Raw genomic sequence first — 12,295 nt, forward strand, 5'->3', positions numbered from 1 at the left:
TACTGGATGGATAAACACTATTGAGCGTGCGATGGCAGCCATACATGAAGACTGCGCGTCAAACAGTCGCGATATACCCCCTCAATCGATGGGACTGGTAGAATCGCCGCCGGTTCAGATGAGGTTTTTCCATGCACGATCCCCACAGCGAGCGCATGAGTGGCGGCGAGACCCGGGCGGCAAGCGGTCTGGCCCTGGTGTTCGCCTTCCGTATGCTGGGCATGTTCATGGTGTTGCCGGTGCTGGCGACCTATGGCATGGACCTGGCGGGCGCGACGCCGGCCCTGATCGGGTTGGCGATTGGCGCTTATGGCCTGACCCAGGCCATTTTCCAGATCCCGTTCGGGATCATTTCCGACCGCATTGGCCGACGTCCCGTGATCTACCTGGGGCTGATCGTCTTTGCCCTCGGCAGTGTGCTGGCGGCCAACGCCGACTCGATCTGGGGCGTGATTGCCGGACGGATCCTGCAAGGCGCGGGGGCGATTTCCGCTGCCGTCATGGCTTTGCTCTCGGACCTGACCCGCGAACAGCATCGGACCAAGGCCATGGCCATGATCGGCATGACCATCGGCCTGTCGTTCGCCGTCGCCATGGTCGTCGGCCCCTTGCTGACCCGTGCCTTCGGCTTGTCGGGCCTGTTCCTGGCCACCGGTGGCATGGCGCTGGTGGGTATCCTGATCGTGGCGTTCATGGTGCCCCGTTCCACTGGGCCGCTGCAGCACCGTGAATCCGGCGTGGCGCGCCAGGCGCTGATCCCGACGCTCAAGCACCCGGACCTGCTGCGCCTGGACCTGGGGATCTTCGTGCTCCACGCCATGCTGATGTCCAGTTTCGTCGCCTTGCCATTGGCCCTGGTGGAAAAGGCCGGGTTGCCCAAGGAGCAGCACTGGTGGGTCTACCTGACTGCGCTGCTGATTTCGTTCTTCGCCATGATCCCGTTCATCATCTATGGCGAGAAGCGACGCAAAATGAAACGAGTTCTGCTCGGCGCCGTCGTGACGCTGATGCTCACTGAGCTATTCTTCTGGCAGTTCGGCGACAGCCTGCGCGCCCTGGTGATCGGCACGGTGGTGTTCTTCACCGCGTTCAATCTGTTGGAGGCGTCGCTGCCGTCGCTGATCAGCAAGGTTTCACCGGCGGGCGGCAAGGGCACGGCAATGGGGGTTTATTCCACCAGCCAGTTCCTCGGTTCGGCGTTGGGCGGGATTCTCGGTGGCTGGCTGTTCCAGCATGGCGGTTTGTCGGTTGTCTTCCTGGGATGCGCCGCGCTGGCTGCACTTTGGCTGGTCTTTGCTGTTACCATGCGAGAACCACCGTATGTGACGAGCCTGCGCTTGCCGTTATCGCCCGAAGCCATTCGCGAAGCAGGCCTGGTCGAGCGCCTCAGGGCCGTCGTTGGCGTAACCGATGCAGTGGTGGTCGCCGACGAAGCGGCCGTTTATATCAAACTGGACACCGAATTATTGGATCGTGCGAGCCTCGAGCGCCTGGTGAACAACCCGGCCCCGACTGCGTGCGAAGCCTAGGAGAACGTTATGGCCCGTGGGGTTAACAAAGTCATATTGGTCGGCACGTGCGGCCAGGATCCCGAGGTTCGCTACCTGCCTAACGGCAACGCCGTGACCAACCTGAGTCTGGCGACCAGCGAGCAGTGGACCGACAAGCAGACCGGCCAGAAAGTCGAGAAGACCGAATGGCACCGCGTGTCGATGTTCGGCAAAGTGGCGGAGATCGCCGGCGAATACCTGCGCAAGGGTTCGCAGGTGTACATCGAAGGCAAGCTGCAGACGCGTGAATGGGAAAAAGACGGCATCAAGCGTTACACCACTGAAATCGTGGTCGACATGCAGGGCACCATGCAACTGCTGGGCGGTCGTCCACAGGGTGACCAGCAGCAGGGTGGCAACAATTACCAGCAGTCGGCTCCGCGTCAGCAGGCACCGCGCCCGCAATCGGCACCACAGCCACAACGCGAGCGCCCGGCCCCACAACAGGCCGCGCCGCAACCGGCTCCGGATTTCGACAGCTTTGATGACGATATTCCGTTCTAAAACAGCTTGGAGCCTCGGGCTTCAAGCCACCAGCTGTAAACAAAAACCGCGCTTGGATTTCCAGCGCGGTTTTTTGTTTGCAGCTTGCAGCTTAACGCTGCGCCTGCTCCAGAAACTGCTCCGTACTCACTACCTCCGCATAAGCAAACCCCAGTGCCGACATGAAGGCGGCATGGACCTGGGCTGCCGGAACCATGACGCCGTTGAATTCCAGGTCGAGGGTCGCGCAGGCGTCGTGGATCACCGTGACCTCGTAGCCCAGGTCCGCCGCTGCCCGGGCGACACCGTCGATGCACATGTGGCTCATGCTGCCGACGATGACCAGTTGGGTGATGCCGTGATGGTCGAGCAAGGATTGCAGTTCGGTTTCGCGGAATGAATTGACGAAGTGCTTGAGCACCACCGGTTCATCGGCCTGGTTGAGCACCTTGGGATGCAGCTTCGCGCCATCGGAGCCCGGTGCGAAGAAGGGTGCATCGGCGGACGTGAACTCGTGGCGGATGTGCACGACCTGGTTTCCGGCCTGGCGAAAGGCCGCGATCATCCGGGCGGCGTTGTCCGCGGCGGCTTCGACACCGCTCAGTGGCCATTTCCCCTGGGGGAAGTAGTCATTCTGGATATCGACTACGATGAGCGCTTGCTTGGACATGGTGACTTCCTCGATAAGGTGTGTGGGGCCAGTATCAGCTCTTGCCGCCGGTTCGAGGATTGGCCGCAACGACAATAAGCGAGGGAAAACTGACAATGGCGCAGGAAAGGGCGGTCGCCGAGCTGGGGATATTGATTTACCCCGGTGCACAACTGGCGGCGGTGCACGGTTTGACCGATCTGTTTGCGGTGGCGGAGCGGATCGCGGCCGAGCAGGTCGGCGCACAATTGCCGCGGCTGCGAGTGAGCCATTGGCGGGCGGCGCAAGGCGAGGTGCCGCAGCGGGTGTTCGACAGTGAAACCGGCACTGCGGGTCGGTTGGTTGCGTTGTTGATCCCACCTTCCATCGCCGGTTTCAGCGACGGGCTTGTCTGCCAGGCACTGATGAATTGGCTACGGGCGCAGCATGCCGGCGGCACCGTGTTGGGCGGAGTGTGCGTGGGATCAATCCTGCTGGCTGAAAGCGGCCTGCTCGATGGGCGGAGCGCCACCACCCACTGGACGTCGGCGAAGAACTTCGCCGAACGTTATCCGAAGATCAAACTCGAAGCCGACAAACCGATTGTCGATGACGGCGACCTGATCACCACCGCTGGACTGATGGCCTGGGCCGAGCTGGGGCTGCGGCTGGTGAGTCGCTTGCTGGGGCCCAGCATCGCGACGCGCACGGCGCGGTTCCTGGTCATCGAGCACAGTGACAGCGTCAGCGAGTGCGGCAGCAATTTTGCGCCGATTCTCGCGCATGGCGACGGAGCGATTCTCAAGGTGCAACACTGGTTGCAAGGCAGCGGCGCGGTGGATGTCTCCCTGGCCGCGATGGCCGAACAGGCGGGCCTGGAAGAGCGCACTTTCCTGCGCAGGTTCCGCAGCGCCACCGGGCTCAAGCCCACCGAGTACTGCCAGCACCTGCGGGTCGGCAAGGCTCGGGAGATGTTGGAATTCACCAATGGCACCATCGATCACATTGCCTGGAAGGTGGGTTACCAGGACCCGGGCGCTTTCCGGGCGACATTCAAGAAAATTACCGGTTTGGCGCCGAGTGATTACCGGACGAAGTTCGGGGTGAGTCCGCCAGGCGTTTCGAAACAGTAGTTGCTCGCCGCAAGGTGATGGCAGACTCAAGGCATCGTGCAATTTGCGAGATGCCCGCCACGGATCGTGCAGAATGAAACAGGCTCGATTTGATCCACTTTCCGGAATCAGCCCGTTTCCTTGAGCGTTCGCCCCAGCATTACCTGTTGGCCTGATCTCTGCACCCATTTATCCACAGCCATGAGCGCAGGTAAAAGGGCAACGCATGACGCCAGTCAATCGCAACAAAACCGTGGTGGCCCATTCGGTCAATCCTCACGCGCCGCTCCATGAAGTGGAAACCAATCGTGCCTTGGCCCGTTGGTTGGCGCAGATCCTGGGAATTGAATATGGCGGCAGCTATGACAGCCAGCAGCATGCCGGAAGCGATCTGTATCTGCTGCCCACGCAAACCCTGATCGGCCCGCAAGCTGCGCGGCAACTGGGTGTCTCCGGGCCGGATGATCTGTGGGGCGGTTACGTCGAGCATGATTTCATCTGCACCAAGGCCATTACCCACGGTCTATCGAATAAGGATGCTGTCGCACCCATCGGCTGGTCGCCGCTGTTTGCCAAGCTCGCCCGTAGCGTGGTGCTCGATGGCGTGAGTGTTTTTTCACTCAAGGACGCACGTCAGGCTGCCGAGCATCTGTTGTATACCGGGCCGATCCGCTTCAAGCCGATTCATGCCTGTGCCGGGCGCGACCAGCGGGTGATCCAGAACCTTGCGCAGTTCGATGAGATCGCCGCTGATCCCGGTGCCCAGGCCGTGTTCCGCGACGGTGTGGTACTGGAGCAGAACCTCGATGAGGTCAGGACCCAGAGCGTCGGCCAGAGCTCTATCCATGGCAATAACCTGAGTTATTGCGGCGTGCAGCACCTGACCCGGGACAGCCAAGGGCTGGAAGTGTATGGCGGTTCGGATCTGCTGGTGGTGCAGGGCGGCTACATCGAGTTACTCAGGCTTGAGCTACCCGATGAGATGCGCGAAGCGGTGCGGCTCGCGCAAGTCTTCGACGATGCGGCCAACCAGGCGTATCCCGGATTCTTTGCTTCCCGGCGCAATTACGACATTGCCCAAGGCATCGACGCTGGCGGCCAGCCCCGTGGGGGTGTGCTGGAACAATCCTGGCGCATGGGCGGAGCCAGCAGTGCGGAACTGGCGGCGTTGCAAGTATTCGTCCAGGAACCGTCGACCGGCGTAATCCGCGTTTCCTCGGTGGAAACCTACATTGACCAGCCGTTGCCCCCCGGCGCCATGGAGGTATACCGCGGCCCGGCACATAACGGTGATTTCCTACTCAAATATGTAACGGTTCATTCCCATGACGGCTAGAAGTGAAACCATTCAGATAGAGATCGACGACGAGCACATGAACGGCACGTTCCTGAGCCCCAAGTCGAAAGTCCCTGGCGTGTTGTTCGTACATGGTTGGGGCGGCAGCCAGGAACGTGACCTGGAACGGGCCAAGGGCATTGCCGGCCTGGGTTGCGTCTGTCTGACCTTCGACTTGCGCGGCCATACCGGTGGGGCGGGTATTCCGCTGTCCCGGGTGACGCGGGAAGACAACTTGCGGGATCTGCTGGCGGCCTACGACCGACTGCTTGCTCATCCCGCCTTGGATACGTCGGCGATTGCAGTGGTCGGCACCAGCTACGGCGGTTACCTCGCCTCGATTCTGACCTCGCTGCGTCCGGTACGTTGGCTGGCGTTGCGGGTGCCGGCGCTGTACCGCGACGAGCAATGGCATACGCCCAAGCGTGACTTGGACAAGAGCGACCTGCTGGATTATCGCAGTACGCTGGTGCACGCCAGCACCAACCGCGCACTGCACGCCTGTTCGCAGTTCACCGGCGATGTGCTGTTGGTGGAGTCGGAAACCGACGATCACGTGCCCCATGCCACCATCATGAGCTACCGTGCCGCGTGCCAGCAGACCCATTCGTTGACCCATCGAATCATCGATGGCGCCGACCATGCCTTGAGCGACCCCATCTCACAGCAGGCCTACACCTCGATCCTGGTGGACTGGATCACGGAAATGGTGGTGGGAGAGCGGTTGAGCATCATTCAGGAGCGGTAGACTTTGTTGTCTATGCGGGCGCCATCGCGAGCAGGCTCGCTCCCACATGGGCTCGCGTTCCCCCTGTGGGAGCGAGCCTGCTCGCGATGGCGCCGGGGCAGACGATGATCAATGCTCGGGCTTCTTGAGCCCAGGCTTGATCCGCAACGCCTTGGCCTTTGCCTCTATCACCAGGTACATCACCACCGTGACCAGCAACGGCAGGATGAAGTAGATCGCTCGATAGGCAATCAACCCCGCCAGCAGGCTGCCCCGTGACGCATCGTGTTGCAGCAGCGCGATGAACACCGCTTCCAGTACGCCGAGCCCCGCCGGAATATGGGTGATGACCCCGGCGATGCTGCTGATCAGCAATACGCCGAGCACCACCGGATATTCCAGTTTGCTGGGCAACAGGGTGAAGATCACCGCCGCCATCAACGACCAGTTCAGCGCGCCCAGGAGCAGTTGCAGCACCGCCATGCGCAGCGAGGGCAGGTTGATTTCCATGCCGCGGATCGTCCAGGCACGACGCTTGGAAAACCGGCAAGCCAGCAGGTACCCGGCACTCGCCAGCAGCAACAGCGCGCCCACGCCCTGCAAGGCATCGCTGCTCAGTTTCCAGCCCGGCGGCATCGTCACCAGGCCGCTGCTGAATACCGCCCCGGCCAGGGTCATGTAGCCGAACCAGTTGGTGGCCAGGCTCAGGCCCAGGATCTTGGCGATATTGCCGTTGCTCACTCCCAGGCGGGAATACAACCGATAACGCATGGCAATGCCACCGACCCAGGCGCTCAGGTTGAGGTTGAAGGCGTAGCTGATTACCCCTACGGGCAAGATTTGCCGCCAACCCAGTTTCTGGCGGATGTAGGTGCGCCCGATCAGGTCAAAGCAGGCATAAGTGATGAAACTGACGAGGGTCAGCGTGGCGGCGATGATCAGGGTCCGTACCTTGAAATCCGCCAGTGTATCGAACACCTCTGACCAGTCGATGCGCCGGGCCAGGGTGGTGAACAGCACGATCAGCAGCAGGAAGAACGCCAGGGTCAGCGGTTTTTTCCAGCGGCTCCAGCGTGACTTGGGCTTGCTCTCGTCCCGGACGCGGGCGTCGCTCGGCGCGGTATGCGCCTCAGAGTGGTTCATGGGGTTCGCTCCGAACCGCCGTCGGCGGCGAAAAAGGTTTCAGGCGCGGTTTATGGGCCGGCAACCATCCGGCCCAGGCCGGGAAGTGACGCAGGAAGTGGAACACCATGAAACCGATGGTCATGCGCCAGAGCAGGCCCCGTGGAGCGTGGTTGGCGCGCATGACGGTGCAGTGCTCGCGGCTCAGGTGATCGAGGCGCTGGAACAGTTCGCGGTTGAAGGCCCGATCGCGGATCAGCACGTTGGCTTCCAGGTTCAGTGACAGACTCAGGGGATCGAGGTTGCTCGAACCCACGGTACTCCAGTCTTCGTCCACCAGTGTGACCTTGCCATGCAGGGGCCGCTCGCAATATTCGTAGATCGTCACGCCGGCCTTGAGCAGGTAGTCATACAGCATCCGCGCCGCCAGCTTGGCGATCATCATGTCCGGCTGGCCCTGCAGGATCAGCCGCACCTCCACGCCACGCCGCGCCGCATTGCGGATTTCCCGCAGCAACCGATAGCCAGGGAAGAAATAGGCATTGGCAATGACCACGCGCCGTTTGGCGCTGCGCAGTACTTGCAGGTAGACCTCTTCGATGTCGGTCTGGTGCTCGTGGTTATCGCGATAGACCAGCCGCACCTGGCCGTCGTGGTCGCTGAAGGCCAGCTCGCTGCGCCGGCCGCGGCGCCGCTGCCACCAATATTTGGCCCGGGCCGGACGACCGCTTTGCATCAACGCGAAGTGATGGATATCGACCACCGCCGGGCCCTTGATCTCCACCGAATAGTCCTGCTTGGCCTCGGGGCCGAAATCCCCCAGATGGTCGGCGGAGAAATTGATCCCGCCGATGAAGGCGATCACGCCATCAATCACCACCACCTTACGGTGCAGCCGACGGAACCAGTTGGTGCGGATGCCCAGGTGCAGGGGAGCGGGGTCGAACATCTGCAGGCGAACACCGGCATCGCTCAACGAGGCCAGGAAGTTCGGCGTCAGTTCCCCGCAACCGAAGCCATCCAGGCTCAGGGTGACTCGTACGCCCCGTTGGGCGGCATCCACCAGTACGTCGCGCAATTCGTTGCCGACCTTGTCCTCGAACAGGATGAAGGTCTCGATGAGGATTTCATTTTCGGCTCGACGGATAGCCTCGAACACCCGGGGGAAATATTCCTCGCCATTTTCCAGCAGGGTGACGCGGTTATTGCCATGCCAACCATATTCGACGTCCACCAGTGCCGGATCGCGCTCGGTGGGCGGCGTTTCGACCTGCTCCACCGTCGCCTTGTTCATCGTCGCGCTCATAGTTCGATCTCCACCGACAGCGGCGCATGGTCGGACAGGTGCGACCAGGGGCGTACGCTCAATACCTTGGGCTGATGGGCCTTGAGATTGCGCACATAGATACGGTCCAGGCGCAGGATCGGCAGGCGCGCCGGAAAGCTGCGGGCCGGCTTGCCCCATTGCTCGGCGAAGACTTCTCGCAAGCCGCAGGGTTCGAGCAGATCGTTGGCCTTGCCACGCCAATCATTGAAGTCCCCGGCGACAATCACCGGCGCTTCGGGCGGCAGTTCGCTCAAGCGTTTGCACAATAATTTCAGCTGCTCGACACGATGCCCCTCACGCAATCCCAGGTGCACGCAAATGGCATGGACCTGCGGACCGTCGCCACCCGGCAGGCGCAACACGCTGTGGAGCATGCCGCGGTTCTCATGACCGCTGATGGAGACGTCCAGGTTCTCATGGCGAATGATCTGGAACTTCGACAGCAGCGCGTTACCGTGGTCGCCCGCCGGATACACGGCGTTGCGCCCGTAGGCGAATTGCGGCCAGAGACTGTCGGCGAGGAATTCGTACTGCGGCATGCTCGGCCAATTGGAGAAGCGCTGGGGGTGATGTTCGTGGGCACCGTGTACTTCCTGCAGGAACACTACGTCGGCAGACACGCTGCGCACCGCTTCGCGCAGTTCCGGCAGGATGAAACGCCGGTTCAGGGCGGTGAAACCCTTATGGGTATTGACCGTCAGGACCGTGAAGCGGCTGATCCGGTCGAGGTCGTGCGCCAGGTTCTGCGGGGCGTCGGTGGTTGCGTCGCGGGTCGCTTCGGTAGGGCCTGGCGTGCTCATGGCAATACTCCCTCGGCCGGACGCTCGCCGGGTGTGGTGGCGAGGTCCTTGTCCAGGTCGAAGCGCTCCAGCAAGTGCCGTGCGTCATAGGGCGCGCGGACTTTGATGTCGTTGTCGAAATAGCAGAACACTTCCCGGCTCTTGCGCGCTCTGGGTTTCTTGTTCGGGTCAATCAGATGGGCGTCTTCGGGTTGCTTGCCGTGGCTCCAGGCCTCGATCCGGTCGCCCCAGCGTTGTAGCGCCTCGTCGGTGTAGCCGCTGGCATAGAGTTCTTCGGCACCGTGCAGGCGCAGATAGACGAAATCGCTGGTGACGTCTTCGCGATAAGGCCACTTGCCGGCGGTGTCGGCGATCACCAGCGCAATGTCGTAGCGCTTGAGCAGGGCGACGAAATGTGGGTCGATGAAACTTTCATGGCGGATCTCGACCGCGTGGCGCAGCGGGCGCTTCTTATCGGTTTCGATGCTGGCGTGGCCGTCCAGGCGCGGCTCGTGCTCCCGGGCCAGGGCGGCGGCACTGACGGTGTCATGGGGCAACTGCTTGAGAAAGTCCTCGAACAGCTCGGGGTCGAATTTGAAGCTTGGGGGAAACTGCCAGAGGATGGCGCCGAGCTTTTCCTTGAGCTCCAGCACTCCGGACGCGAAGAAATTGGCCAACGGCTTGTGGATATCCCGCAGGCGCTTGATATGGGTGATGAAACGCGGCGCCTTGACACTGAACACGAAGCCCGGTGGCGTCTCGGCATACCACTGGGCATAGCGTTCGGGACGTTGGAGGGCGTAGAACGAGCCGTTGATTTCAATACTATTGACCGCTCGTGAGGCGAACTGCAATTCACGCTTCTGGGTCAGCCCCTTGGGGTAGAAATCCCCCCGCCAAGGCGTGTATCGCCAACCGGAAATGCCGATGTGGATTGCCGTCATGTGTCCCTCCCGTGCCAGATGACCTCGTACTGCCGGTGTCTTGCTGATGACTGTCGGGCAGCGCAGAAAGTTTCGACGAAGTGCCCGGTGGTGAAAGCGGTGGGGTTCTTGTGGCGAGGGGTTTGTATGGGCCTTGAGCGAACTTGCCTGCTTGATATGGATCAGTTCCTTACCGATCCCCATCAAGGAGCCTCACGTTTTGTCTCGATTGAGCCGTGTATTGCTGCTGGTCTTGCTGGCGCTGACCGGCGGTATCGCCTATGGCGCCGCCGCCGTTCCCGGCACGCCCGCGCCCAGTGAAGCGCCCGCCGAACCCGAACCCCTGGTCCAGGGCGGTTTGCTCGGGGCGATCAGTTCGAGCATCGATGACGTCCAGGAAAAACTCGACCTCAACCAGAGCCTGATCGATGCCTGGCGCTTGCGCGCGGATCGGGCGGCGGACGAGGTGGACCGGTTGGTGGACCAGACTTCTCGCTCGTCCTGGCGTGTGGCGGGGGATTTCCTGCTGCTCTCCGGCGTCTGGCTGGGCGCCTTCGGGCTGATCTGGGCCGGCGCACGGCTCCTGGTACGCCATCTGGGGCGGCGTCGTTGGTTGCGCACCCGTCAGCGGGTAGTGGACCTGCTCGGTTACCTGCTGCCCTACACCGTGCCGGCGCTGGTCGGCCTGCCGCTGACCCTGTATGTCAGCCACTTCCTGCAGGTGTCGGTCGGTCGCGCCCTGGCGCTGTGCTTCGCCTATGCCACCAGCAGCGGCGTTTTCTCGACCTCAGTGCTGCTGTGCGTAATCGTGATGTTCAATGCCGGCCACAAGCGCCGGGCGGTGGCGATCATTCGCCATTTCAGCCCGCGACCGCTGTTCCTGATCGGTTTCCTCGCGGCTTTGAGCGATGCGCTCACCAGTCCCCAGATTGCCCGGCAACTGGGTGGCAACATCACCAGCAGCGTGGCGGTGTTCACCGGGCTGCTGGCCTCGGTGATCTTTGGCTGGCTGGTGATTCGCATGCGCCGGCCGGTGGCCCACCTGATCCGCAACCGGCCGCTGGCCCAACGTTTGAAGCAACCGGCCCTGCAAGAGTCGCTACGGATCTTTTCCGGCCTCTGGTACTGGCCGATCCTGCTGATGGTGCTAGTGTCGGCGGTGAGCCTGATCGGCGTCGGCGAAGACAACCAGAAAGCCCTGCGCTGCGCGCTGTTCACCACCATCCTGCTGATTGCCACGGTGTTCCTCAGCACCGTGCTCCAGCATGTGTTCAAGTCGCCCAAGGCCGAAACCATCCAGCGCAACAGCGCCTACAAAGGCCGGTTGCTGAGCCTGCTGCACGCGTTGTTGCGGATTGTCATGGCGGTGGCGTTCATTGAAATCCTCGGCCGGATCTGGGGGATTTCGCTGTTCGAGTTCGCCTCGCGCAATGCCGTGGGCAGGGCGATCAGCGATTCCCTGAGCCGCATCGGCCTGATTTTCCTGGTGACCTGGCTGATGTGGGTGGTGCTTGACACGGCCATCCAGGAAGCCCTGAAACCGCCGCTGAACAAGCGCGGCGCACGCCAGCCCAGCACGCGGATCAAAACCATCCTGCCGCTGTTGCGCAACGCGGCGAAAATCATCCTGGTGGTGATTTGCGCCATCACCACCATGGCCAACCTGGGTATCAATGTCGCGCCGTTGCTGGCGGGCGCCGGGGTGGTGGGGCTGGCGATCGGCTTCGGTTCGCAGCAACTGGTGCAGGACGTGATTACCGGGTTGTTCATTATCATCGAAGACACCCTGTCCATTGGTGATTGGGTGGTACTCGACTCCGGCCACGCCGGCACCGTGGAAGGCCTGACGATCCGCACCCTGCGCCTGCGCGACGGCAAGGGTTTCGTGCATTCGGTGCCGTTCGGCCAGATCAAGGCGGTGACCAATCAGTCCCGGCAGTTCGCCTTCGCCTTTTTCTCGGTGCAGTTCACCTACGACACCGACGTGGACCAGGCCATCGAACTGATCCGCGAAGCCGGCCGTTCGATTTCGGAAGACCCGTTTCTCAAGTTCAACCTGCAAGGGCCGCTGGACGTGTTCGGCGTGGACCGGATGGATCTCAACGGCGTGGTGCTCACGGCGCAGTTCCGCACCGTATCGGGCGGGCAATATGCGGTGAGCCGGGCGTTCAACCAGCGCTTGAAAAAGCTTGTGGATAACAGCCCAACAGTGCATTTCGCGCAGACTTATCCACAGCAGGTGATGTTACCGAGGCGGTTGGTGGGGGGGGCGAAGGTTGGGGATGAGGTGCCTGGTCAACCTCAGTAA

General features: G+C 62.0%; 11 protein-coding genes. 6 read left to right on the forward strand and 5 right to left on the reverse strand.

The genetic code is table 11. From position 1 onward, the window contains the following. Window positions 1–131 precede the first annotated feature (131 nt). Together FBX99_RS23040 and FBX99_RS23045 are read left to right on the forward strand one after the other, a co-directional pair. Window positions 132–1,529: an MFS transporter gene (locus tag FBX99_RS23040; RefSeq protein WP_145133038.1), complete on the forward strand. Its 1,398-nt coding sequence runs from the start codon at window positions 132–134 to the stop codon at window positions 1,527–1,529. A 9-nt stretch (window positions 1,530–1,538) separates the two neighbouring features. Continuing rightward, a complete protein-coding gene (locus FBX99_RS23045; RefSeq protein WP_024778338.1) occupies window positions 1,539–2,054 on the forward strand; it encodes a single-stranded DNA-binding protein in 516 nt (171 codons plus the stop codon). 91 nt (window positions 2,055–2,145) lie between these two features. Here the strand turns inward: FBX99_RS23045 and FBX99_RS23050 are convergent, their stop codons facing one another. Beyond that, window positions 2,146–2,703, reverse strand: a complete 558-nt coding sequence (locus tag FBX99_RS23050; protein WP_145133040.1) for a cysteine hydrolase family protein — start codon at window positions 2,701–2,703, stop codon at window positions 2,146–2,148. Between the two features lie 95 nt (window positions 2,704–2,798). On the opposite strand from FBX99_RS23050, the gene FBX99_RS23055 reads away from it, so the two are divergent. From FBX99_RS23055 to FBX99_RS23065, 3 genes are all read left to right on the forward strand, one after another. Then, entirely contained in the window at window positions 2,799–3,794 is a 996-nt protein-coding gene (locus FBX99_RS23055; RefSeq protein WP_145133042.1) for a GlxA family transcriptional regulator, read from the forward strand. Between the two features lie 205 nt (window positions 3,795–3,999). Next, complete coding sequence (locus FBX99_RS23060) at window positions 4,000–5,109, forward strand: DUF3182 family protein (RefSeq protein WP_144930526.1); 1,110 nt, start codon at window positions 4,000–4,002, stop codon at window positions 5,107–5,109. Next, window positions 5,099–5,857, forward strand: coding sequence for a S9 family peptidase (locus FBX99_RS23065; protein ID WP_144930527.1), 759 nt, complete (start codon window positions 5,099–5,101; stop codon window positions 5,855–5,857). Before FBX99_RS23060 ends, FBX99_RS23065 begins: the two co-directional genes overlap by 11 nt. A gap of 108 nt (window positions 5,858–5,965) precedes the next feature. Here FBX99_RS23065 and FBX99_RS23070 read toward each other — a convergent pair whose 3' ends face one another. Genes FBX99_RS23070 through FBX99_RS23085 form a run of 4 tightly spaced genes read right to left on the reverse strand, consistent with a single transcriptional unit; the run spans window position 5,966 to window position 10,008 of the window. Beyond that, the gene (locus tag FBX99_RS23070; RefSeq protein ID WP_144930528.1) at window positions 5,966–6,979 is read right to left on the reverse strand and encodes a lysylphosphatidylglycerol synthase domain-containing protein; all 1,014 of its coding nucleotides are present in this window, start codon (window positions 6,977–6,979) and stop codon (window positions 5,966–5,968) included. Then, window positions 6,966–8,264 carry a cardiolipin synthase ClsB gene (gene clsB, locus FBX99_RS23075; RefSeq protein WP_145133044.1) on the reverse strand — a complete coding sequence of 433 codons (1,299 nt, stop codon included), beginning with the start codon at window positions 8,262–8,264 and terminating at the stop codon, window positions 6,966–6,968. Before clsB ends, FBX99_RS23070 begins: the two co-directional genes overlap by 14 nt. Beyond that, window positions 8,261–9,085 carry an endonuclease/exonuclease/phosphatase family protein gene (locus FBX99_RS23080; RefSeq protein WP_256662555.1) on the reverse strand — a complete coding sequence of 275 codons (825 nt, stop codon included), beginning with the start codon at window positions 9,083–9,085 and terminating at the stop codon, window positions 8,261–8,263. Before FBX99_RS23080 ends, clsB begins: the two co-directional genes overlap by 4 nt. Further along, a complete protein-coding gene (locus FBX99_RS23085; RefSeq protein ID WP_144930530.1) occupies window positions 9,082–10,008 on the reverse strand; it encodes a DUF72 domain-containing protein in 927 nt (308 codons plus the stop codon). Before FBX99_RS23085 ends, FBX99_RS23080 begins: the two co-directional genes overlap by 4 nt. Window positions 10,009–10,207: 199 nt before the next feature. Here FBX99_RS23085 and FBX99_RS23090 point away from each other — a divergent pair, with 199 nt between their 5' ends. Further along, on the forward strand, window positions 10,208–12,295 hold the full coding sequence (locus FBX99_RS23090; RefSeq protein WP_144930531.1) for a mechanosensitive ion channel family protein: 2,088 nt from the start codon (window positions 10,208–10,210) through the stop codon (window positions 12,293–12,295).

This window comes from Pseudomonas sp. SJZ074 (genome assembly GCF_007828215.1).
Taxonomy (GTDB): domain Bacteria; phylum Pseudomonadota; class Gammaproteobacteria; order Pseudomonadales; family Pseudomonadaceae; genus Aquipseudomonas.

Bases quoted from the DNA above. Each gene is read 5' to 3' on its own strand.
- FBX99_RS23040 (WP_145133038.1), top strand. From the start codon at position 132: ATGCACGATCCCCACAGCGAGCGCATGAGTGGCGGCGAGACCCGGGCG.
- FBX99_RS23045 (WP_024778338.1), top strand. From the start codon at position 1,539: ATGGCCCGTGGGGTTAACAAAGTCATATTGGTCGGCACGTGCGGCCAG.
- FBX99_RS23050 (WP_145133040.1), bottom strand. From the start codon at position 2,703: ATGTCCAAGCAAGCGCTCATCGTAGTCGATATCCAGAATGACTACTTC.
- FBX99_RS23055 (WP_145133042.1), top strand. From the start codon at position 2,799: ATGGCGCAGGAAAGGGCGGTCGCCGAGCTGGGGATATTGATTTACCCC.
- FBX99_RS23060 (WP_144930526.1), top strand. From the start codon at position 4,000: ATGACGCCAGTCAATCGCAACAAAACCGTGGTGGCCCATTCGGTCAAT.
- FBX99_RS23065 (WP_144930527.1), top strand. From the start codon at position 5,099: ATGACGGCTAGAAGTGAAACCATTCAGATAGAGATCGACGACGAGCAC.
- FBX99_RS23070 (WP_144930528.1), bottom strand. From the start codon at position 6,979: ATGAACCACTCTGAGGCGCATACCGCGCCGAGCGACGCCCGCGTCCGG.
- clsB (WP_145133044.1), bottom strand. From the start codon at position 8,264: ATGAGCGCGACGATGAACAAGGCGACGGTGGAGCAGGTCGAAACGCCG.
- FBX99_RS23080 (WP_256662555.1), bottom strand. From the start codon at position 9,085: ATGAGCACGCCAGGCCCTACCGAAGCGACCCGCGACGCAACCACCGAC.
- FBX99_RS23085 (WP_144930530.1), bottom strand. From the start codon at position 10,008: ATGACGGCAATCCACATCGGCATTTCCGGTTGGCGATACACGCCTTGG.